18 protein-coding genes are annotated in these 20,133 nt (G+C 52.4%); 8 read left to right on the top strand and 10 right to left on the bottom strand.

The features are described from left to right. Positions 1-59: 59 nt before the first annotated feature. The gene (locus IEY24_RS08800; protein WP_019943040.1) at positions 60-416 is read right to left on the bottom strand and encodes a winged helix-turn-helix transcriptional regulator; all 357 of its coding nucleotides are present in this window, start codon (positions 414-416) and stop codon (positions 60-62) included. 190 nt (positions 417-606) lie between these two features. Here IEY24_RS08800 and IEY24_RS08795 point away from each other — a divergent pair, with 190 nt between their 5' ends. The 5 genes from IEY24_RS08795 to IEY24_RS08775 are packed head-to-tail and all read left to right on the top strand — an operon-like array spanning position 607 to position 5,329. Continuing rightward, positions 607-822: a hypothetical protein gene (locus IEY24_RS08795; RefSeq protein WP_188930707.1), complete on the top strand. Its 216-nt coding sequence runs from the start codon at positions 607-609 to the stop codon at positions 820-822. 27 nt (positions 823-849) lie between these two features. After that, on the top strand, positions 850-1,617 hold the full coding sequence (locus IEY24_RS08790) for an HpcH/HpaI aldolase family protein (RefSeq protein ID WP_188930705.1): 768 nt from the start codon (positions 850-852) through the stop codon (positions 1,615-1,617). Positions 1,618-1,629: 12 nt separating this feature from the next. Then, positions 1,630-3,096: a GntP family permease gene (locus IEY24_RS08785; RefSeq protein WP_188930703.1), complete on the top strand. Its 1,467-nt coding sequence runs from the start codon at positions 1,630-1,632 to the stop codon at positions 3,094-3,096. Between the two features lie 28 nt (positions 3,097-3,124). Then, the gene (locus tag IEY24_RS08780; protein ID WP_188930701.1) at positions 3,125-3,979 is read left to right on the top strand and encodes an NAD(P)-dependent oxidoreductase; all 855 of its coding nucleotides are present in this window, start codon (positions 3,125-3,127) and stop codon (positions 3,977-3,979) included. A 60-nt stretch (positions 3,980-4,039) separates the two neighbouring features. Further along, on the top strand, positions 4,040-5,329 hold the full coding sequence (locus IEY24_RS08775; RefSeq protein WP_188930699.1) for an enolase C-terminal domain-like protein: 1,290 nt from the start codon (positions 4,040-4,042) through the stop codon (positions 5,327-5,329). Here IEY24_RS08775 and IEY24_RS08770 read toward each other — a convergent pair whose 3' ends face one another. From IEY24_RS08770 to IEY24_RS08760, 3 genes are read right to left on the bottom strand one after another with little or no spacing between them, the layout of a single operon-like run. After that, positions 5,330-6,208 (bottom strand): sugar phosphate isomerase/epimerase family protein, encoded by an 879-nt coding sequence (locus IEY24_RS08770; protein ID WP_188930697.1) that lies wholly within the window; start codon positions 6,206-6,208, stop codon positions 5,330-5,332. Positions 6,209-6,265: 57 nt separating this feature from the next. Next, a complete protein-coding gene (locus IEY24_RS08765; protein ID WP_188930695.1) occupies positions 6,266-7,822 on the bottom strand; it encodes a carboxylesterase/lipase family protein in 1,557 nt (518 codons plus the stop codon). A 19-nt stretch (positions 7,823-7,841) separates the two neighbouring features. Then, positions 7,842-8,060 (bottom strand): hypothetical protein, encoded by a 219-nt coding sequence (locus IEY24_RS08760; RefSeq protein WP_188930693.1) that lies wholly within the window; start codon positions 8,058-8,060, stop codon positions 7,842-7,844. Between the two features lie 117 nt (positions 8,061-8,177). Here IEY24_RS08760 and IEY24_RS08755 point away from each other — a divergent pair, with 117 nt between their 5' ends. Continuing rightward, complete coding sequence (locus IEY24_RS08755) at positions 8,178-10,373, top strand: phosphocholine-specific phospholipase C (protein WP_188930691.1); 2,196 nt, start codon at positions 8,178-8,180, stop codon at positions 10,371-10,373. Positions 10,374-10,497: 124 nt separating this feature from the next. Here the strand turns inward: IEY24_RS08755 and IEY24_RS08750 are convergent, their stop codons facing one another. Beyond that, the gene (locus IEY24_RS08750; RefSeq protein ID WP_188930689.1) at positions 10,498-11,394 is read right to left on the bottom strand and encodes a phytanoyl-CoA dioxygenase family protein; all 897 of its coding nucleotides are present in this window, start codon (positions 11,392-11,394) and stop codon (positions 10,498-10,500) included. 162 nt (positions 11,395-11,556) lie between these two features. On the opposite strand from IEY24_RS08750, the gene IEY24_RS08745 reads away from it, so the two are divergent. Then, positions 11,557-12,423, top strand: a complete 867-nt coding sequence (locus IEY24_RS08745) for a helix-turn-helix domain-containing protein (protein ID WP_188930687.1) — start codon at positions 11,557-11,559, stop codon at positions 12,421-12,423. A gap of 30 nt (positions 12,424-12,453) precedes the next feature. Here the strand turns inward: IEY24_RS08745 and IEY24_RS08740 are convergent, their stop codons facing one another. After that, on the bottom strand, positions 12,454-12,972 hold the full coding sequence (locus IEY24_RS08740; protein ID WP_188930686.1) for a hypothetical protein: 519 nt from the start codon (positions 12,970-12,972) through the stop codon (positions 12,454-12,456). 204 nt (positions 12,973-13,176) lie between these two features. On the opposite strand from IEY24_RS08740, the gene IEY24_RS08735 reads away from it, so the two are divergent. Continuing rightward, positions 13,177-14,640, top strand: coding sequence for a Gfo/Idh/MocA family protein (locus tag IEY24_RS08735; RefSeq protein ID WP_188930684.1), 1,464 nt, complete (start codon positions 13,177-13,179; stop codon positions 14,638-14,640). 54 nt (positions 14,641-14,694) lie between these two features. On the opposite strand, the gene IEY24_RS08730 is transcribed toward IEY24_RS08735, so the two are convergent. The 4 genes from IEY24_RS08730 to IEY24_RS08715 are packed head-to-tail and all read right to left on the bottom strand — an operon-like array spanning position 14,695 to position 19,954. Then, the gene (locus IEY24_RS08730; RefSeq protein WP_229221652.1) at positions 14,695-15,642 is read right to left on the bottom strand and encodes an amidohydrolase family protein; all 948 of its coding nucleotides are present in this window, start codon (positions 15,640-15,642) and stop codon (positions 14,695-14,697) included. Positions 15,643-15,651: 9 nt separating this feature from the next. Continuing rightward, on the bottom strand, positions 15,652-17,427 hold the full coding sequence (locus tag IEY24_RS08725; RefSeq protein ID WP_188930682.1) for an amidohydrolase family protein: 1,776 nt from the start codon (positions 17,425-17,427) through the stop codon (positions 15,652-15,654). A gap of 13 nt (positions 17,428-17,440) precedes the next feature. Then, positions 17,441-17,794 carry a high-potential iron-sulfur protein gene (locus IEY24_RS08720; RefSeq protein WP_188930680.1) on the bottom strand — a complete coding sequence of 118 codons (354 nt, stop codon included), beginning with the start codon at positions 17,792-17,794 and terminating at the stop codon, positions 17,441-17,443. A gap of 27 nt (positions 17,795-17,821) precedes the next feature. Next, positions 17,822-19,954 carry a PVC-type heme-binding CxxCH protein gene (locus IEY24_RS08715; RefSeq protein ID WP_188930679.1) on the bottom strand — a complete coding sequence of 711 codons (2,133 nt, stop codon included), beginning with the start codon at positions 19,952-19,954 and terminating at the stop codon, positions 17,822-17,824. Between the last annotated feature and the right edge of the window lie 179 nt (positions 19,955-20,133).

The following is a 20,133-nucleotide window of genomic DNA, read 5'->3' as shown; positions in this document are numbered from 1 at the left end:
ATTTCCGAAGTGGTTGTTAACAATTGTTAAGGACCGGGCGGGCTGTCTTTAAGAGTGGCTCATTCCGGAAATTCCATCTCGGTTTCGGAGAAGTGGCAGAGGCCGTCGAGGAGTTCGCTCAGCTTCGATCCGGTTTCGGACAGGGAGTATTCGACACGGCTCGGAACTTCGCGGAAATTGTCATTTCGGATGATCAGCTTGTGCTGTTCGAGCAGTTTCAGACGATCGGCTAAGATGTTGTCGCTAATGTGTTTAAGGTCCTCTTTCAGGGTCGAAAACCGGTTGTTGCCTTCTTCAATGCTGAACATCACCTCCGTCAACCACCGTTTGCTAAGCAGGTTGATCAGTTCGTTCAATGTACATTTCTCTTCCAGGAACGTCTGGTTGTAGTAATTCGTCGAGGTTAGTTTTCTCATATGGTCGGCTCATTTTTGTAGGAGCTACTCACAATTTACGCAGATATTGATAGGTTGTCAACACGACGCCATCGAGCCGCAAGGAGCCTTCCGTAAACAATTCGGCATTATTTTGATAAAAAAGATAAAAATAGTGGGGTATATATTCTAAAAATGAGTCTCATCTAGAAAACTTGATAGCTACCACGAGATGAGACCACGCATTACTCCGGATGAAGCTCAGAAACTTTGGAATGACTATCAGTCGGGCGTCATGTACGCACTCGCGAACATCATGCAGGGCTATTATTCCGACCTTTTCGATTGGGGCCTGAGGCTGTATGTGCAAGCATTATCTCCCGAGCTCATAACCTTCGCTTTGCGTATGCGTATAGTCGGTAGCGTAACAAAATCAGAACGGGAATGAGGCTTCATCGTATCAACCGATTTTTGAATGAAAAACCTGAAAAAAAGACTGCAAAACGGGGAAACCCTGCACGGCTGCTGGCTCAATACAGGCAGCCCCCTCACCGCCGAGATCGTCGGACTGGCCGGGTTCGACTGGGTGCTCATCGACCTGGAACATGGCGCCGGCTCCGAAAAGGACGTGCTTTACCAGTTGCAGGCGCTCGAACACACGCCCACGGCGGCGATTGTGCGCGTGGAAAGTTCGGAAAGCCAGCGCATTCACCGCGTGCTCGACATGGGTGCGGAAGGGGTAATGTGCCCTAAAATCCAGAACCCGGAAGGGGCACAAAAACTCGTGCACGGCCTGCATTACCCGCCGTTCGGTAGTAGAGGCGTGGCTAAAATGGTGCGAGCGACGGGTTTCGGGCAGCATTTTCAGGACTATTACGACAACAGTCGGGACAATATCCTGGGCATCGCGCAGATCGAGACGGTGGAGGTTCTCCATCACCTCGATGCGGTTGCGACAACCGAAGGCGTCGACGTTCTTTTTATCGGCCCGGCCGACCTTTCGATGGAGCTCGGCATTTTTGGGCAGTTCGATCATCCGAGGTTCCGGGACGCCGTTCGGGAAACGTGTGAGGCCGCCCGAAAAGCCGGGAAAGCAGTGGGTATTCTTTTTTTTAATACCAATGAATACACGGCCTACCATGAGATGGGCATCCGGTTCATAGCGTGCGGCTCCGACGCCACTTTTGTCGCCGAGGGCGCCCGCACCATGGCCAAAAAGCTGAACGAACTCCGTCCATCCTAAACCTTCCTTTTCATGACTTTAATGACTGCGTTATTCAGCGACCCGCTCTTCATTCTGCTCATCGGTGTGATTATCGTGGTGGGCGGCATTATTTTCCTGCAATTGCACCCGTTCCTGGCGCTTATTCTGGCTGCATTTGTGGTAGCGTTGCTCACGCCGGCGTCGTCTGTCGAGGCATTTGCGATCGCGAAAGGTTCCTCTCCCGAAGCCGCCGCAGCACTGGCCAAAAAAAGCATCGGCGAGCGCATTGCTACTGAATTTGGTAGTACCTGTGGGAAAATCGGCATTCTGATCGCGATGGCCGCCATTATTGGTAAAGCCATGCTCGAAAGCGGGGCTGCCGAGCGGATCGTGCGGTCGATGCTGGCCGTGACGGGCGTGAGCAATGCGCCGTTTGCATTCCTGGTGAGCAGTTTCTTCCTGGGTGTGCCGGTGTTTTTTGATATTGTGATCTTTCTGATGATCCCGCTGGCCAAAGCGGTGAGCATGCGCATTGGTAAGAACTATCTGCTTCTGGTACTGGCTATTACCGGCGGCGCAGCGATGGCCAATTCGTTCGTCCCGCCCGCACCGGGGCCATTGTTCCTGATCGGTGAAATGAATATCCCGATCGGCATGATGATGGCCGGCGGCACATTGCTGGGGTTGGTCACGATTACGGCAGGTTTCTTGTTTGCCAAATGGGCCAACGCCAAATGGCCGGTAGAACTCCGCGATTCGCTCGATGCCCGGCTGGACGATATCCGTTCGTTGGCCGAAAAGGCCGATAGGGAGCTGCCGCCGCTATGGTTCTCGCTTCTGCCCGTAACCTTTCCGCTGGTATTCATTTGTTTGGATAATATCCTGAAATCGATGATCAAATCGGGCGCATTTACGCCGGAATCTTCGCCGGCACACTTTCTGGTGGATTTTGTAGCATTGATCGGTGACAAGAACATCGCGCTGGTAGGAGGCGGGCTGATTGCCCTGGTGCTGCTGGCTGTTACGAAAAAAGGAAGTAAAGAAGGCATTTCGGCGTTTGTGCAGGCTGCATTGATGAGCGGTGGAGGGATTATCCTCATTACCGCCTCGGGTGGCGCATTTGGTGGCGTTTTGCAGCAAACAGGTATCAGCTCGCGCATTGCCGCACTCACTGCCGACTACCAGATGACGCTCATCCCGCTCGCCTTCGTGATCAGCGCGGTCGTACGTACGGCGCAGGGATCGGCTACGGTGGCGTTGATTACAGCTTCCGGCATTCTGTCGGGAATGGCTACCAGCGCCCATTTGGAGTACCATCCGCTGTATCTGGGCCTTGCGATCGGTTGCGGCTCGAAACTTGTGCCCTGGATGAACGACGCCGGGTTCTGGATCATCGTCAAGATCAGCAACCTCACCGAGAAGGAGGCATTGAAAACCTTTTCGCCCATGCTGGTAGTGATGGGCTGCGTGGGCCTGATCGTCCTGATGATCGCGGCGCGGGTATTTCCATTGGTTTAATCATTTCAAAAAAAGATAGTTATTTAAAATGGAGAAGATCGGTTTTATAGGGCTCGGCATTATGGGTAAGCCAATGGCGCTCAATCTTTTGAAGGCAGGCTACCCGGTGGGGGTGCTTGCAGCAAGCCAGGCGTCGGGTATATTAAAAGAGGCCGGCGCCGAAGTGTGGCCGGATGCGGCCGCGCTGGCCGCGGGAAGTGATATTGTGATTACCATGTTGCCCGATTCGCCGCAAGTCGGGGAAGTAGTCAATAGCGGCGTTCTGGCGGGCATTCGCAAGGGAAGTTTATTCATAGATATGTCCACCATAGCGCCGCTCTTTGCCCGTAAACTCTTTGATATAATGCAGGAAAAGGGCGTGGAAGCCCTGGACGCACCGGTATCAGGCGGACAGGTGGGCGCAGAGGCTGCCACGCTGTCCATTATGGCTGGCGGTAATGCGGCTGCATTTGCGCGGGCATTGCCGGTGTTTCAGGCCATGGGCAAGAATATCGTGCATATCGGCGAACCGGGTGCCGGGCAAACGACGAAGGCTTGCAACCAAATGATCGTCGGGCAAACGATTCAGGCCGTGGCCGAGGCATTTACATTAGCTGAAAAAGCAGGGGTAGACCTTGCCAAAATGCGGGAAGTATTGCTGGGTGGTTTCGCTCAGAGCCGCATTCTCGATCTCCATGGGCAGCGGATCATCGATCGGAATTTTAAGCCGGGTTTTAAAATCAAGCTACATCAGAAAGACATTAACATCGCCCTCGAAACTGGCGGCGAGCTCGGTATCACATTACCCGGCACTGAAACGGCGGCCGGACAAATGGACGCCGCCATGCAGCAAGGCAACGGCGAGCTCGACCATAGCGCGCTGTTTTTGGCATTAAAAGATTAACAGGTTTTGACGGCATGGTCATGCCCGGTCACCCATTCAACCATTCAAAATTCAGTACCGATGTCACACATCCAGGAAATCCACATTACTCCCATTGCTATTATTGACCCGCCGCTGCTGAATGCGGCAGGGCTGCATGCACCTTATGCGCTTCGGACTGTTGTTGAGATCGTTACTGACGATCGTATTTCGGGCATTAGCGAGATACCGGGCAACAGCGATATCGACGCGGCTCTGGAAGAAGCCAAAGCATTACTGATCGGTCGCGATCCGTACAATCTGAATGTGATCCGGCAGATACTGACCGACCATTTCGGCACCGAATCGGCGGCTGCGCGCGGGGATGCGCCCTGGGACCAGCGGAAGCTCGTGCATATTTTCAGCGCGGTGGAAGTGGCTTGTCTGGATATTATCGGCAAAATTACGGGCCGGCCGGTGGTGGATTTGCTGGGAGGTAAAATGCGGGACCGTGTGCCATTTTCGGCCTATTTGTTTTATAAATATGAAGGTGCGGGCGGCCCGCTGGGATTCGGTACCGACCCGGGTGCCACTGGTTGGGCCGCCGCACGGCAAGCCGCCGCACTCGACCCCGAAAGCATAGTCGGGCAAGCACGAGCGATGTGTAAAGAATTTGGCTTTCAGTCCATTAAATTGAAAGGCGGCGTTTTCGAGCCGCGTATCGAGGTGGATTCCATGTTGGCATTGCACAAGGCATTCGGCCCGAATGTGCCATTGCGCGTCGACCCGAATGCAATCTGGGAGGTAGAAACGGCCATTCAATATGGCCGTGAACTGAAAGGTATCCTCGAATACCTGGAAGATCCCGTGCGCGGGCAGGAGAATATGGCGAAGGTGCGAAAGGAGCTGGGTATTCCGCTGGCTACCAATATGTGCACCACTTCTTTCGGGGATATTCCGCGGAGCATAGAACTTGGTTCCGAAGACATTATCCTCAGTGACCATCATTTCTGGGGCGGATTGCGTGCTTCGATGACGCTTTCGGGAATTTGCGACACGTTTGGGCGGGGCCTGTCGATGCATTCAAACAGCCACCTGGGCATTTCGCTGGCAGCGATGGTACACCTCGGCGCGGCGTTGCCGGATGTTCCCTACGCACTCGATACGCATTATCCGTGGCAAAGCGACGAGGTCATCGTTGGCGGGCGTATTCAGTTTGAGGAAGGCAGCGTGAAAGTGCCTACCGGCCCCGGCCTGGGCGTGGAACTGGATCGCGAGGCATTAAAAAAACTGCATCAGAATTACATTGCCTGCGGTCTTAAAAAACGCGACGATGAAATTGAGATGCAGAAAAAAGTGCCCGGCTGGAAGTTTAAAGCGGTCCGTTGGTAATTAATATTTAGCCATCATTTTGTCAAAAACCTGGCGTTGTTCTTGCAACGCCTTGATTTTGTCATCGGGGTTGGTGTGGCATTCCAGCAGTACCCAGCCTTTGTAATCCATTTTGGCCAGATTATCTATTAGTTCGGGATAGGGGTAATCGGTGCGGTTGAGTTCGCGGACGTGGCAGGTATCACCGAAATACTTTTTGACGAGGTCGAAGTTGTATTGAAAGCCTTGTCCGTTCAGGTCCTGTTTGTTGCAATTCCAACATATTTTCGCGTTACGGTGATCGGCATAGTCCATGATCTTGCGGATGTTGGGAAGTTCCTGCGTCTCTTCACCATGAACTTCCAGCCGCAGTTGCTGACCGAAATCTGCGGCATAACCCGCCAGCCCCCGCAATGCCAGCCCGATCTGCTCTAATGTTTTTTCGGTAGGGACTTCTTTATGCAATGCATTCGGCTTCACTTTCACGCCGGTGCCGCCGACATCTGCGCTCAGGCGGATGAATTCTTTTGTGCGATCAATAGAGGCTTTCAGTTTGTCCTGGTCAGGATAATCATATTGTTGATTGGTTCCCAGCCCTATTATTTTGACAGGGCTGTCGGCAAATTGCTTTTTCACTTCTTTCCGTTGGTCAGGGGTGAGATCGGGCATGACTTTGTGCGCATGCTCCACACGCAGCTCGACGCCCGTAATGTGCGTATCGGAAAGGTTTTTGATCAACGTTGGCACATCCCAGTCTTTGCCCCACAGGTAAGTCACAAATCCTAGCTGCATTTTAGGTTTTTTCAGAAAAAGCGGATCGGCCAGCGTCAGGTCCGGGAGAAGTGCTGCGCCGGCAGCCATGGAGAGATTTTGAAGAAAGGTCTTTCTGTCGATACGCATAAGGAGCCGGTTTGGTTTGACTGGTTACAATCGCTCTAAGCCGGCTTCCAGCAAATTCTACCGTTTGGCAGCCTGCTCGATCAGGAAATCGAGCGCAGGTTGTTCGGTTAATGGCCCGGCCTTAATTTCGTCGCCAAGCATGATCATTTGGGGTGCGTTGGTATTGAATGCAGGCCATTGTGGTAATCCGGTGCCGTTAGGATTGCCGGTTTTTATAAAATTGACCCAATAGGCAGACATGACGTTGGCAATCTGATCATCCGTAGCATTCAACGGGCGCAATGCACGATCGATAAAACGGAGGTTATCGTACGCATATGCGACTTCGCCCGTATGAAATGCGCCATACTGCGCGTAAATGCCGGTGGCAGGCAGCTTGCGTGTGAAACGGTATAAATATGCGCCTTTGCCCTGCTGTGCCTGCGCTTGTGCCCAGGAGTAGTTCTGAATACCATAACTCATGTCACGGGCGAGCTCGTCCTGCGAATGCGCGGCTTCGGCGTCGGATTGGGCCGGGTAATACTGGAAGAATGTCTGGGCAATCGGACCGTACTGTTGGTTATATTGTGCCTGAAAATCAGCTGCATTCTTCGGCTTGGCCACTGCGTTTTCATTCTGGTTCCAGCCGGTAAGGAGTGTGACTGCATTTTGTTTTCCAGCCTGGTAAATAGTGGATACCGACTCCGGAAGCACCAGTCCGTCCGTAATAGGTCCGCGGTAGGTGGTAATGTTCTTCAAAATTTCTTCTGCAGGCACTTTTCGCAATGCTGCCAGGCTGGTTGCATTCAATTTTTCACCGGCCTTTAAACCGGCTTCTTCGGCCTGTTTCAGGGATGGATAATTTCTGCCGAAACCTGCGCCGCTTTCTGCGATTGCTTTGTTGAAAAGGCCTTTTGCCTGTGGGCTTACCACCAGGCAGTTAACACTCATCGAGCCTGCCGACTGGCCAGCAATGGTGACATTTTCGGGGTCGCCACCAAACTGGGCGATATTCTTTTTAACCCATTTCAAAGCCGCAATCTGGTCCATGAGGGCATAATTACCCGATGCATTCTTTCCTGATTCCTTCGTCAGTTCTGGATGCGCAAAAAAGCCGAATGCGCCCACACGGTAATTGATACTGACAAAAACGACGCCTTTTCTGGCTGTCGCTTCGCCATCGTATATGGCACACCCCGCACCGCCGCTCACAAAGCCGCCTCCATAAATCCAGACTACTACCGGCTTTTTGGCCGTTGTTTTGCCCTGTTTATCTGTCCATACGTTCAGATAAAGGCAATCTTCACTAATAGGTGCTTTAGGAATAAGAAACTCCGCGCTCCACATGCTGAACGGTGCTGGTTCATTTTGGATTGGGCTTGGGCCAAATGCGTCGCACACTTTTACGCCACTCCACTTTTTCACGGGTTGTGGTGCTTTCCAACGCAAGTTTCCCACCGGCGGCGCAGCGAATGGAATGCCTTTGAAAATGCTGATACGGCCGTCAGAACTCACTGTGCCGGAAACCCTTCCGCCTTCAATGCGAAGTGTATCCGAAGCCTGCGCCGAAAAATGAAGGGTGGCCAGGGCGACGGCCAGGAGTAAGTTGGAAAGCGAAAATGCGCGTAATTTCATCCGGAATATCAGTGATCGTTTAAAGCGCAAGTTCGATTTTATTTTTGACATGCTTGCTTTCCTGCTCACGAATTGCGGTGTCCTGCGTCAGCTCCGCTTCCTTCGATTTTTGTACCAGCCTGAGCCACCAGGAGGCGGGTATCAGGCCATTTGAATGCAGTTCCAACCGGATCAGGAATTCCTTAGGCGGCGTGCGATGGCCATTTTGCCGATTTGGTAACGCCTGTAAGCATATCAATTCCTAGACGGTTGGTTATGGCAGATTAACGGAGTATGAAAATTTAGCTGGGGCGGAGGCGCGACAGGTTAAATGAAGCCCTGTTTTGTCTTTTGATTTAAAAATTGATCCGGAAAAATGTCTGAAATAGATCGTCGAAAATTCCTCAGGATGTCTGCCGGCGCGGCAGGTGCAGGGGCCGCTTTGAACATGTTGCCGCCGTTGATCCGTAAAGCGTTGGCTGTGAATGCGTACAGTCCTACCAAGACGATTCAGGATGTACAGCATGTGGTGATCCTGATGCAGGAGAACCGTTCCTTCGACCACTATTTCGGAGCGATGCGTGGTGTAAGGGGTTTTGGCGACCGCTTTCCTATTCCGCTCGAAAGCGGGAAGCGTGCATTCACGCAGTCGGACGGGAAGCGGGAATACTCGCCCTACCGTGCAGATAAAAAGACCGTCAACGCGGCGCTCGTAAATGGCACGCCGCATGACTTTCCCGACACGCAGGCCGCCTGGAACCAGGGCAAATATGGCTTCTGGCCGATGTTCAAGACGCCGTATTCAATGGCCTATTATACGCGTGAGGAAATTCCCTTCCAATATGCATTGGCCGAATCGTTCACGATCTCCGATGCCTATCATTGTTCCATCGCCACAGGTACCGATCCCAACCGGATCGTTTTCTGGTCCGGATCGAACTTTGATCCGGAAAAACGGGCGGCCGGCATCAATTGTACCGATGCCGAGTCTGAGCCGGTGAATTTGCGCTGCTGGGTAGAGGGAAAGATGCCAGATCCCGGCTATATTTATCGGGGCAATGCATTCAAATGGGACACAATTCCCGATGTTTTGCAAAAAGCTGGCGTAAGCTGGCGCATTTATCAGGACCCGAACGATAACTGGACGGGCGCAATGCACGGCTGTCTGGCATTCGAAAGCTTCCGTAATGCGAAACCCGGGTCGCCAGTTTATGAAAACGGCATGAAGCACTGGTCGATCAAAGACCTGACCGAGCAAGTCAAAAATAATACTTTGCCGCAGGTAAGCTGGATTCTTCCGTCTCAAAGTAATTCGGAACACCCGAGCGGGCCGTCGAGCCCCAACCGAGGGGGCGATTTTACACATCAGGTTTTGACGGCCATTACTTCCAATCCTGAGGTTTGGAGCAAAACCGTTTTCTTCCTCACTTTTGACGAAAACGACGGGCTTTTCGACCATCATCCTGCACCGGCCGTGCCTTCGTATAATGCCGACGGCACATTGGCGGGTAAGTCGACGATGGACCTGGCGGGCATGTATTTTAACAACGACAAAGGCACATCCGAGTTTCCAAGCGCTTTTCATGAAGCGATCAGAAAAAAAGACGGACCGGTGCGGACGCGTGTTTACCAGGACAAGCGCGATACGATTTCCGGCCCGATCCGTCCCTGGGGTATGGGGCCGCGCGTGCCGATGTACATTATTTCTCCGTGGAGCAAGGGAGGGTGGGTCGATTCCGCAGTCGCCGATCATACGTCTGTCGGTCAGTTTCTGGAAAAACGATTCAAAATTACCATCCCCGCGATTAGTCCCTGGCACCGTTCGGTAAGCAGCGACCTCACTTCGGCGTTTGATTTTGTTCACCCAAACGACCCTGTTTTTCCGGCATTACCCGACACCACCAACTATGCCAGCATAGAAGACGCATCGAAATTGCTTCCCAAAGCCACAGCGCCTGAATTGCCCGGGCCGCTGTTTCAGGAAAAAGGTACACGTTACTCCCGTGCACTGCCTTACCGCCTGCATACGTATGCAGAAGTGGTTTCAAATAAAATCGGACTGTTTTTTGAAAATAAGGGCACCGTCGGGGCCGTGTTTCACGTATACGACCTCAAACACCTCGATCGGATCCCGAGGCGTTACACGGTGGAAGCGGGGAAATCACTTTCAGATGAATGGACACTCGCATCCGATTCGGGGGATTACGCATTGGAAGTATTCGGGCCGAATGGCTATTTCCAACGATTCTCGGGGAGTAGTACCAGCGACGAACCGGAAGTAAAGGTTAGCTATGACCACCGGAAAAGCATAGTCCGTTTGGAATTACAAAACCCGGCAAAATCCGGTGTTGAGCTGTCGGTAATTGATTTTTATGATCAATCTGAATCTGTAAATATCAACATCCCGGCTGATGGAAAAGTCGTCAGGGAATGGGCATGTGGTAACCAGGGAAACTGGTATGATCTTACCGTTCAGTTTAGGTCCAAAGGCGAATTCCAGCGCCGTTTTGCCGGAAGGATCGAAACCGGCAGGCATGGCATCAGTGATCCGGGCATGGCCACAGAGATTTGAAATGCCCCAAGGAAATCTTTTAGTAAAAAATCCCTTTTTCGCAACGCGCACGCCAGGCCGTAAACACAAAATAGGCTACCCGGTGGATAGCCTATTTTGCAGCGTGTGTTATAATCAATCAGGTTTAGGAATAGTAGCGTTTTGCGTTGAAAAGCAGTGGAAAAAACTGCCCGCTTAATTTTTCTCCTTTCGGAATGGCAGGCACGCCGTCGAGCAATGTACCGTTGGTGTCCGACATTGTACCGTCAGCAAAAACATTGAGCACAAATGCGCGCCGTGAGCGCTCCGAGCGGTTTTCATACGATCCGTGGACCATTAGCGGGTGGTGGAATGTTCCATGGCCACGCTTCATTTCGATCGGGATGGGTTTGAACTCCGCTTTTTGGTCTTCGGTCAGGTACTGCATGAGCCCTTCCATGTCGCCGGCCAGTTCGGGCTTGTCAAGCAACCCCCAGCGGTGGCTTTTGGGAACATAATAAAGGCAACCATTTTCGACGAGCGAGTCGTCCAGGCCGGTCCAGCAGGTAAGGTGCTGCATTGGAACGGAGCGTGTCCAGTAGGAGTAATCCTGGTGCCATGCCACCACTCCACCATGTCGCGCCGGTTTGCAAAACAGCTGATCGTGCCAGAACCGCACCGCTTTATTGCCGAGCAACTGGCTGGCCGCCATCACGAAAGCCGGGTTCCAAAGTACATCGTGGAAGCCTTCTGTCACGCGCCAGGCACCAAGAGCATGCAAAAGCACTGCATTGGGATCGACCGATTCATTCGAATGGAACTCGTAGTATAAATGGTGACTTGGGTTGGCCGGATCGGTTGCCGACACCAGTTCCTCGTTCAGTACATCCACCTGCCAGTCTTCCAGCAGTTTGATGTTGGACAGATAGCCGTTTTCGTGAAAAAAAGCCACCTGCTCATCGCTGAGGCGGTATTGTTCCCACTCCTCCCGGCTGGTGGGCTGCTTGAACAAATCCGCTATCAACTCGTGGTATCTGGAAAGATCTCCTGTTGCAACTTCCATAACTTTTCGTTTCGGGTTTAGTTTCAGTATTACAAATATGAGCGATGTTAACCTTTAACGGGGTTGCTGATTTTGATTAATAACTAACCTATTTTGTATTAATTTTGAAGTTAGTATTTGCAATGTCTACTAAATAGGTTATAAAATGTCGGTTTCAGCGTTATGAAGGCACAATACGAAGCATTTCAGCCTATGCCCGAATCTTCTTTCCGCATATTCGGGTACGAGGTGGCAGAGTTTGACGCTCCCTGGCATTACCATCCGGAATACGAGTTGACCGTCATTTTACGAAGTGAAGGGATTCGCTATGTGGGCAACAGCATGGAGAGTTTTGAGGCGGGCGATCTGGTATTGCTGGGGCCGAACCTGCCCCATTGCTGGAAGAATACTCCGGATAGCCCGGGTCCGGCGAGTTCGATCGTGGTGCAATGGCCGGGCGGGTTTATGGGCGGGGGCTGGCTGGATGTGGAGGAGTTTAAATCGGTGAAACGCTTGCTGCAATTGGCCGGGCAGGGTATCCGTTTTGACCAGCACGTATCGGCACGCGTAAAACCGATGCTGGCAGAAATGCTGGAAATGCAACCATTTCCCCGGTTGATCAGGTTTCTTGAAGTGCTGGAATTGCTGGCTGCCGTGAAGAATATCCATTTCCTTTGCGAACAGGGGTTTGCCTATCCGCTCAACTACGAGGACAACCAGCGCATTAACACCGTCTACAACTACATCAGGGAGCATTATGCCGAACGCATTACGCTCGCAACGCTTTCGGGCCTGGTGTATATGAGCGAGGAATCGTTTTCGCGGTTTTTCAGCCGGATCATGCAAAAGCCGCTTTTTACTTTTCTCAACGAGTACCGCATCAACATGGCTTCCAAAATGCTAATCGAGACCGATTTGCAGGTGGCGGAAATCAGTTTTGCATGCGGATACGAGAGCCCCCCCTTCTTTTTCAGGCAGTTTCGTAAATTCGGCGGCATGACTCCGGCGGCTTATCGCAAGCAATTCCGGACTGTCGAGACCGCGGTATAAATGGTAATTCTTTTAGGCTTTGGAAAGTACCTACCGGGCCTTCGCAAACGTCTTGACGAGCTTCGCATCAAATGTCACATCCACAACCGGGCCGCCGGAGGCCGACTGGTCCAATTTCAGCGTACCGGCCAGGCGATCGGGCGTATCGGTGGTTAAAGTGAGGAACTCGTTTTGTGCGGTACCCGAGTATTGTACGAGCTGGTTGTTCAGGCTGACCCAGTAAAGCAGCCGCGGTGCGGCGTCGAGGTCGACCTGCATGCCTTCAATGTATTGATCCACACAATTCATGGCGCCGCACGATTTGATCTTATCGTCGAGCGCTTTTGTCGTGAAAATCAGGCGGCGGATTTTCTTGCCGCTGTCGAAACCGTCCGGCCCGACGATGAAGTAGGCCGATTTGATGTTCATATCGAAAGATTTGCTGCCGGTTTTGTAAACCAGTTTGCCTTTACCGACGTCGGAGCGGGTGATCAACGAAAGCAAGAGCAATGTGCAGACTGTCAGCAGCAAAGAGAGATGCGCCGTGCGGAAGCGGAAATGTGTTTTCATAGGAAGGGGTGTTTTAGGATTTTTAAAAGTTAGGAAAAAAAGGCGGTTGTTTTTGCGGTATTCATCGAAATCGAATAGCCGGTTAGTGGCCTTAATTGGAATATTCAGAGTAAATACTTAAAAAAAAGTACTTAGGCGAGTAGTAAACTTAGGTGAAGTACCTGTAATCTGTATGTCCATTTCCTAAATCAAAAAATCACGTACATGGAAAAAAAGAATACCGTTCAAGAGCAGCCTTCTTCTTCGCGGAGGGATTTCATTAAAGCGGCCGCAGGTACCGCAGCAGGCCTGATGATCGTTCCGCGCCACGTGTTGGGCAAAGGATATGTTGCACCAAGCGATAAAATTACCGTGGCAGCGGTGGGCGCGGGCGGAAAAGGAACCTCCGATATTGCCAATTTCTTTAAAAGCGGAAAGGCCAATATCGGCTACCTCTGCGATGTGGACGACAGACGTGCAGCCACCTCCGTTAAGAACTTTCCGCAAGCCAAATACTACAAGGACTGGCGCGAACTGTTTGAAAAAGAATCTAAAAACTTCGACGCTGTTTCGATTTCAACGCCCGACCACACCCACGCGGTAGTAGCCATGGGGGCCATGCAGCTCGGCAAGCACGTATATGTGCAAAAGCCGATGACGCACGATATTTATGAGGCTCGTATGCTCACCGAAGCGGCAGAGAAATACAAAGTCGTGACGCAAATGGGGAACCAGGGATCGTCGGGCGACGGTGTACGACAGTTGCACGAGTGGTACGATGCCGGCGTTATCGGCAATGTGCACACTGTATATATCTGGACCAACCGCCCGATCTGGCCACAGGGTATTCCCTGGTCGACCGAGAAACCGCCCGTTCCAAAGGAGCTCGATTGGAATTTGTGGCTCGGTACGGCACCTTATAAGGATTATGTAGACAACCTGATCCCGGGAAGCTGGCGTGGATGGTGGGATTACGGTACCGGCGCTCTCGGCGACCTGGGTTGCCACCTGATGGAAGCGCCTTTCCGAATTCTGGACCTGAAATATGCATTGGACATGCAGGCGAGCGTCAGCAGCGTATTTACCGCATTTGGTAAGCGGGGCATTTTCCCTGATAGCTGCCCGCCGGCGAGCCATGCAACCCTTACATTCCCGAAAACGTCGAAGACGAAAGGTAAAGTTACCATGCACTGGATGGATGGAGGGATTAAGCCGGAACGTCCGGAAGAACTCGGTCCTAACGAACTGTTTGGCGACGGCAACAGCGGTATCCTTTTCGTAGGTACCAAAGGCAAAATGATGGCCAGCGAATATGCGGCTAATCCGCGCCTGTTGCCGCTTTCGCGCATGGAGGAAGTAAAGGTGAAACAAAAATTCGCACGCGTGCCTGGTTCGGCCGAAGGCCACTATGCACAATGGGTGGAGGGATGTATCGCAGGCTATGGCAAGATGGAGCTCAGCTCGCCGTTTGAAAAAGCCGGCCCGCTCACGGAGGCGATTTTGATGGCGAACCTCGCGATCCGTGGAGCAGACATGCCAAAACCACGGGCAACCGGTAACGGATTCGACTATCCGGGATCGAACCTGAAAATGCTTTGGGATTACAAAAACATGAAGGTGACCAACTTCGATGACGTGAACCAGTGGGTGAAACGGAACTATCGCGAGGGGTGGAGCCTGGGAGTTTAGTAGGATAATAGATTCACGGAAATGCCCTTTTGCGAAAACAGAAGGGCATTTCCGTTATATTCTGAATAGTTTTTGAGCATTGTCATAAAGGATTTTCCTTTCAACGGCTTTGGAGGCTGCCAGTTTCCGGATCTCGGCGATGGTTTGCGTGCCCTGGCACTTTTCTCCCGAGCCAATATGGTCGTCACAATCGCTGCCGTAGAGCAGTTTGTCCTGGTGGCGAACCAGAAACTCGCGGGCGTGCTCTTCGTCGCGGGTCATCGAGAGAAGACCTGAGCCGGCGGACATATCGCCGAACATATTTGGATAATCGCTCAGCAAACGGTCGGTGAGGCCGCCGGGCGTAACTTTCGTTTTTGGGTAAAGAACGCTTTGGTCCGTATGATCTTTGTCGATATTGGCCCACCAGGTCTGTGCGTGGCCGATAAAATTCACTTTCGGGTATTTTTCGAGCATTTTAGGAAAACGCTCGAAATTGTAATTGAACATTTGGAACTGCCAGTGCATCAACACCGGCACATCGTAGGCCTCGGCCAACTGGTAAATTCGCTGCATTTCCTTCGAATCACAATCCATCCCGAATTTCAACTCGCCGATCACCTTTCCACCTAGTTTCAGGTATTTTTCAATTTCCTGAACGGCGTCAGACAAGTCGGGCACCTCATTGGAACCGAATGTAAACTCACCCGGATATTTTTGCGCGATGCTGTAACACGCGTCATTACCTGCGCATTGCGCTTGCAGGCCGTTGGTTTTTCCCTGATGTGTGGAAGTCCCGAACGCGGGCGTTCCTGCGGGAAGCAGGATCGTGTGCGTAATGCCCATTGCCCGCTGATGCGCTAGGAGCACATCGTCCGGTCGCGCGGCGTAATGAACGTGCTGGTGAATGTCGATGATCGGTTCGGCAGTGGATGCTTTCACTCCGAAGGCATTACCCAGTAGCATTGCGCCGGTACCGGCCAGGAACCCCCTTCTCGACAAGTTGTTTGCGCTAGACATCATTTGCGGTATCTATTTTGAGGTCAGTGAAGGCCGGTTGTGTTCCGGTAGCCTGTCGAGGCAGGGTTTAATGACGTGCATCGCATTTTCGGCCAGCACTTTCTTTTTGACTTCCAAAGGCAATGTTGAGAATACCAGCCACCCGAGCTGCTGGCGCGGGTCGCGCATGGGCAGGTCGGAGCCGTAGAGGATGCGGTTTTCACCGGCACCGGCTACAAGGTATTCGATCACGCCAAGCGGGACGGGCGTCAGGGTGATTTCGGCGAATACATTCGGATACTTTTTCATCGCTGCAATCGCCATATCGGCCATTTTGTAGCTGCCACCCGCATGCGCAATTATCCAGCGGACGTCAGGGTATTTCTTGGCAAGGGTCTCTACTTCAAGCAAATCGGAGCGGGAGTTGTGGATCAAACCGTAAAATCTATTTTGATTACCATATTCCCACCACACATCATACACCGGATCGTGATATTCGAAGCCATAAAACTGGTAGGGTTTCATTCCGATAAACCGCTTGTCGGCGTACACCTCGGCGATCATCGCACGCAGCTCTTCCTGGCTGTAATGGCTCGGATCGAACGTCGCCAGGCCCCAGTATCCTTTCGGCGCAACATCCAGCGCTTCGGCTGTACATGGGTTGCCGGCAACGGCATTCTGGCTTACCACGCCGTTCCAGCTCATAATGCCGCCTCCCCGGTAACCCAGCCGTTTCGCTGTGGCGAATATGCCTTTCGGACCTCCGTTTTCCATGCGATAGGTCCAGCCACCGCCGTTCAGGCCTTCGTGCAGCATGTGCATATGCATGTCAATCACGGGCACCGGCAGGGGGGAGCCCGCGCGTGCCGCCTGCATGAGAATATCCTCGTTTTTGTTTTCCCGTAACGCAGGTTTTGAACTGATCTTCAACAACCGCATCAGGTTACCACCCGCTATTTTAGCGCGGTCGGGCTCGGGAATGGCCGAATAATCAATGTACGTCCGATGGGCACCGGCCGCCATGGCAGGGCTGTTCGAGGCAAAAATCAGCTGGTCCACACAGCCGATACGGTGCAGGTATTCCAGGCCTTCATTAATCTGAAAATTATCAAAACTGATATGCAGGTTCTTGCACTGCTGCACCAGCGGGAGCAGATATCGCTGCTCGTTCCAAAACGCGCCTGTGATCAGTAGGGGAAGTGTTGGGTAACGGTCCAGAAACTCCGCTACATCTTCCCAGGCCCCCAGCTCACTCGCGGTAGTGATCGTAAGTATTTTATTTTTGCTCAAATGCGCAAATAGTGGTGTGCAGTGGCGCGCTTTCCAGTCCCAAGCATTGGTTTTGGGATGAATACTGATAGCCCTGACATGGTGCTCGGCCATTAATTTCCCAAGACCGGCTGGCTCGGGAAACTCGCCCGTCTGGTGCGGCATTACATTCCAGATCGGAAACAGGTGCGGAAAGGGCTTGATCATCCGGCTCAGTTCCAGGTTGGAATACATCAGGTCGTAATTGACGGATTGCGTGTAAGCGACGAGCGCAGCCGAAATCGAGCATTGGTCCATGTCTTTCAACAAATCGTCCAGCTTCCATTTCTCTGCCGGATGCTTGTACTTCCGCGGCCCGATCCGGGTGAACCCGTCAAAATACAACCGCCCCTCAGCAGCATTTCCATCAGAAAATATTTCCTGGCTCTCCCTGGATACCTGCGGATCTTCCCCGATAAATCCTGAAAAAACAGTCGAACCAAGCCCCAGAACGGCATTGGCTTTTAAGAAATCCCGGCGGTTAAATGGCGGCTGCGGCATAAGCGGTATCGTTTTAGACTTGTGGAGCCCAGTAAGTACAATGCCCTGCGGGGTTTACAGGCCCCGTAAAAAGCAGGCAGCCCCCGCATTCCTGCCCTTCTTTGACCGGAACCCATAATTTACAATTGTCGCATTGGCTGTCGGGCAGGGGCGATTTGTTCGTGTAACCGAGCGATTTGCGCTTTTGCACATCGACCGGATCGACGCTCGTCAGGTCGCTGCAAGGGTCAGTAGCCGGGGTATTTTTGGACGCGCCTGATTGGGCCACCGGTGCTTTTTTGGATCCGGCGCATCCTGCGAGCGTCACCACACCGCTCAATGCGAGCCATTGGCGAAGGAACATTCTCCTGTTGGCGAGGTTATTCATACAATACTGGTGGTTGACGATATAAATCTAATTGATATTCAGTGCCTTCTTTACCTCGGCGGCCTGTTTCCTGACGGCCTCTGTAGTGTGTTTTTCGAGTTTTTCAAGGGATTTGGCAATGCCTTTTTCCGGCTCCATTTTGTTGGAGGATTTTTTGATGCCTTTGGTAAGTCCTGTCAACGCCGCCACAGCCCATTGCGGATCGGCGGCGACGACGGGAGTTTGGATCACATTCAGTAATGAGGCAATGTCGTTCCTCCCGTTTCGCGCCCCGGAGACGTACGCATATTCTTCGATGAATTTCAGCTTACCGGCCGCAGATGCGCCGAAGAATGTACCCTTGCCGACCAGCAATGGCATTAGTTCGGGCGAAGAGCCGGCGTTAGAGCTCAGTATGGCCAGCCGATAGGACGCATTATCGGAATGTTTCTCCGCGCACGCTGCCAGTGCGGGCAATACCTCTTTTTTGTCTGATTGCCCTGCACTTAGCGCGGCCTGATACGCTACTTGCGGCGAACTGTCATCCATGGCGCGGACAATTTCGGAGAGCAGGGAAGGGTATTGTTCTGCCAGAATGATCGCGTGTTCGCGCACGCCTGCGTGGGCGTCGCTCAATGCTTTCTTAACGAGCGTTTCATCCAATCCGCCAAGTGCCTCCAACGTGTAAATCGCATGGAGGCGGGTTCTCGGATCTGCATGTGCGATAGCCATTTGCTGTAAAACGGTATTGACGGATTTGTCCTGTCTTTCAACCAACATGCGCTGGGCATTCAGCCGCCACCATTGGTTGGGGTGTTCGAGCAGCGACACGAGTTCGGCAGCGGTTTTGGTGCGTAAATCCGGCAACAGGACCGGGCGTTTTTGGCCCTCCTTGGGAAATATTCGCCAAATGCGGCCATACTGCTCGCCGTTGGCAAAGTCCATATCCGTTTTGAGGTCTTCGGGGATCGAAACGGGTGTTTCGATGTGCTGGCGGTACATATCGACTACGTAAAGGTAACCGTCCGGGCCGGTGGCAAGGTTAGCCGGACGGAACCACGAATCGGTCGAGGCCAGAAATTCGCGGTCTTTTTCCCCGGTGTCACGAACGGCCGAGAATGCTGGCGAGCCGCTTGAGGTATGGATCACGTCGCGATGGACGAGGTTTCCGGCCACTTCTCCGGTAAAAATAGAACCCTGGAATGCCCTCGGAAAACCGTCGCCGCCATAGAAAGTCCCGCCCGACGCGCCGGTGAAATGGTCGCGGGCGTATTCGGTGAAACCCGTTTTCAGGGAATCGTATTTGGCTTGCCTGCGGTCGCTGCGCTGCTGACGCCAATAGGGCGTGCCCGATTTCTGAAACATTTCGAGCTCGTGGTCCGAGATGTTCACGTCGCTTCGGAACGAAGGCAGGTAGTTATGCCGGTGCAGATACCGCCAGGCGATCGGCGATTGCTGTATGTGCAATGTGTTTTGGGTATAAAAACGATGGCCCCATTCGTCCATGGCCAGCCCGAACTGCCCGCTCCCGGATTCCACCTCGAAACGCGTTTTATCGAGCCTGAACCTGAAATTGCCGCCCGCGACGTTTAGCGCGGGCGCGTCAGGGCGTAGCGGCGAGGTAATCGTCCCTGCCTGGCCGCTGTTGTTGGCGTAAATCCAGTTGTCGACGCCATAGCGAAGGCTCGTGATCTGGGCCTCGGAGTTTTTGGCAAAAAAGCCCGTGAAAAGCAGCTCGCGGGTATCTGCCTTGAAATCGCCGTTCGTATCGCGCAGGAGCAGAATATCAGGCGCAGCGCAGACAATGATGCCGTCTTTATAAGGCAAAACGCTCGTCGCACTTGGCAGGCCATCCGCAAAAACATACGACTTATCGATCTTACCATCACCATTGGTATCTTTCAAAAGGCGGATACGTCCTTTGAAACGCCCCGGCTGAGCGTCATAGGGGTAGTCGCCCATTTCGACCACAAATGCATTCCCGGAAGCATCGAAGACGAGGTCCACGGGTGAGAGTACATCGGGCTCGGTAACGACGGGTTCGATACTAAATTCCTCACGGAGTTGGAACGTCCGCGCCGATTCGGTGGGGGAAAGGGCATCGGAGTAGCGTTTCTGCGCCAGGGAGTGAGCGGAAAACAATACCATCACGGCTACTCCGAGTGATTTCAACTGCCTCATTACATTAAGTGTTTAGGATTTCGCGTGTACGTGCCCGAATTTATACCAAGATAGAAATCGGACGGCCGTCAAGCAAATCTATCAATTTACAGTTTGGGAAAAGAATATTTTGAACAAAAAAAGTTTACGAAAATAAAATATTTTAGTTTACAAAAAATTATTGGAAAATTGTGTGAGTT

Origin of the sequence: Dyadobacter endophyticus (assembly GCF_014641595.1) — a bacterium.
Taxonomy (GTDB): domain Bacteria; phylum Bacteroidota; class Bacteroidia; order Cytophagales; family Spirosomataceae; genus Dyadobacter; species Dyadobacter endophyticus.
This window is presented reverse-complemented; position numbering and strand designations above follow the sequence as displayed.

Excerpts from the sequence above, each read along its gene's own strand:
- IEY24_RS08800 (WP_019943040.1), bottom strand. The coding sequence starts at position 416 with ATGAGAAAACTAACCTCGACGAATTACTACAACCAGACGTTCCTGGAA.
- IEY24_RS08795 (WP_188930707.1), top strand. The coding sequence starts at position 607 with ATGAGACCACGCATTACTCCGGATGAAGCTCAGAAACTTTGGAATGAC.
- IEY24_RS08790 (WP_188930705.1), top strand. The coding sequence starts at position 850 with ATGAAAAACCTGAAAAAAAGACTGCAAAACGGGGAAACCCTGCACGGC.
- IEY24_RS08785 (WP_188930703.1), top strand. The coding sequence starts at position 1,630 with ATGACTTTAATGACTGCGTTATTCAGCGACCCGCTCTTCATTCTGCTC.
- IEY24_RS08780 (WP_188930701.1), top strand. The coding sequence starts at position 3,125 with ATGGAGAAGATCGGTTTTATAGGGCTCGGCATTATGGGTAAGCCAATG.
- IEY24_RS08775 (WP_188930699.1), top strand. The coding sequence starts at position 4,040 with ATGTCACACATCCAGGAAATCCACATTACTCCCATTGCTATTATTGAC.
- IEY24_RS08770 (WP_188930697.1), bottom strand. The coding sequence starts at position 6,208 with ATGCGTATCGACAGAAAGACCTTTCTTCAAAATCTCTCCATGGCTGCC.
- IEY24_RS08765 (WP_188930695.1), bottom strand. The coding sequence starts at position 7,822 with ATGAAATTACGCGCATTTTCGCTTTCCAACTTACTCCTGGCCGTCGCC.
- IEY24_RS08755 (WP_188930691.1), top strand. The coding sequence starts at position 8,178 with ATGTCTGAAATAGATCGTCGAAAATTCCTCAGGATGTCTGCCGGCGCG.
- IEY24_RS08750 (WP_188930689.1), bottom strand. The coding sequence starts at position 11,394 with ATGGAAGTTGCAACAGGAGATCTTTCCAGATACCACGAGTTGATAGCG.
- IEY24_RS08745 (WP_188930687.1), top strand. The coding sequence starts at position 11,557 with ATGAAGGCACAATACGAAGCATTTCAGCCTATGCCCGAATCTTCTTTC.
- IEY24_RS08740 (WP_188930686.1), bottom strand. The coding sequence starts at position 12,972 with ATGAAAACACATTTCCGCTTCCGCACGGCGCATCTCTCTTTGCTGCTG.
- IEY24_RS08735 (WP_188930684.1), top strand. The coding sequence starts at position 13,177 with ATGGAAAAAAAGAATACCGTTCAAGAGCAGCCTTCTTCTTCGCGGAGG.
- IEY24_RS08730 (WP_229221652.1), bottom strand. The coding sequence starts at position 15,642 with ATGATGTCTAGCGCAAACAACTTGTCGAGAAGGGGGTTCCTGGCCGGT.
- IEY24_RS08725 (WP_188930682.1), bottom strand. The coding sequence starts at position 17,427 with ATGCCGCAGCCGCCATTTAACCGCCGGGATTTCTTAAAAGCCAATGCC.
- IEY24_RS08720 (WP_188930680.1), bottom strand. The coding sequence starts at position 17,794 with ATGAATAACCTCGCCAACAGGAGAATGTTCCTTCGCCAATGGCTCGCA.
- IEY24_RS08715 (WP_188930679.1), bottom strand. The coding sequence starts at position 19,954 with ATGAGGCAGTTGAAATCACTCGGAGTAGCCGTGATGGTATTGTTTTCC.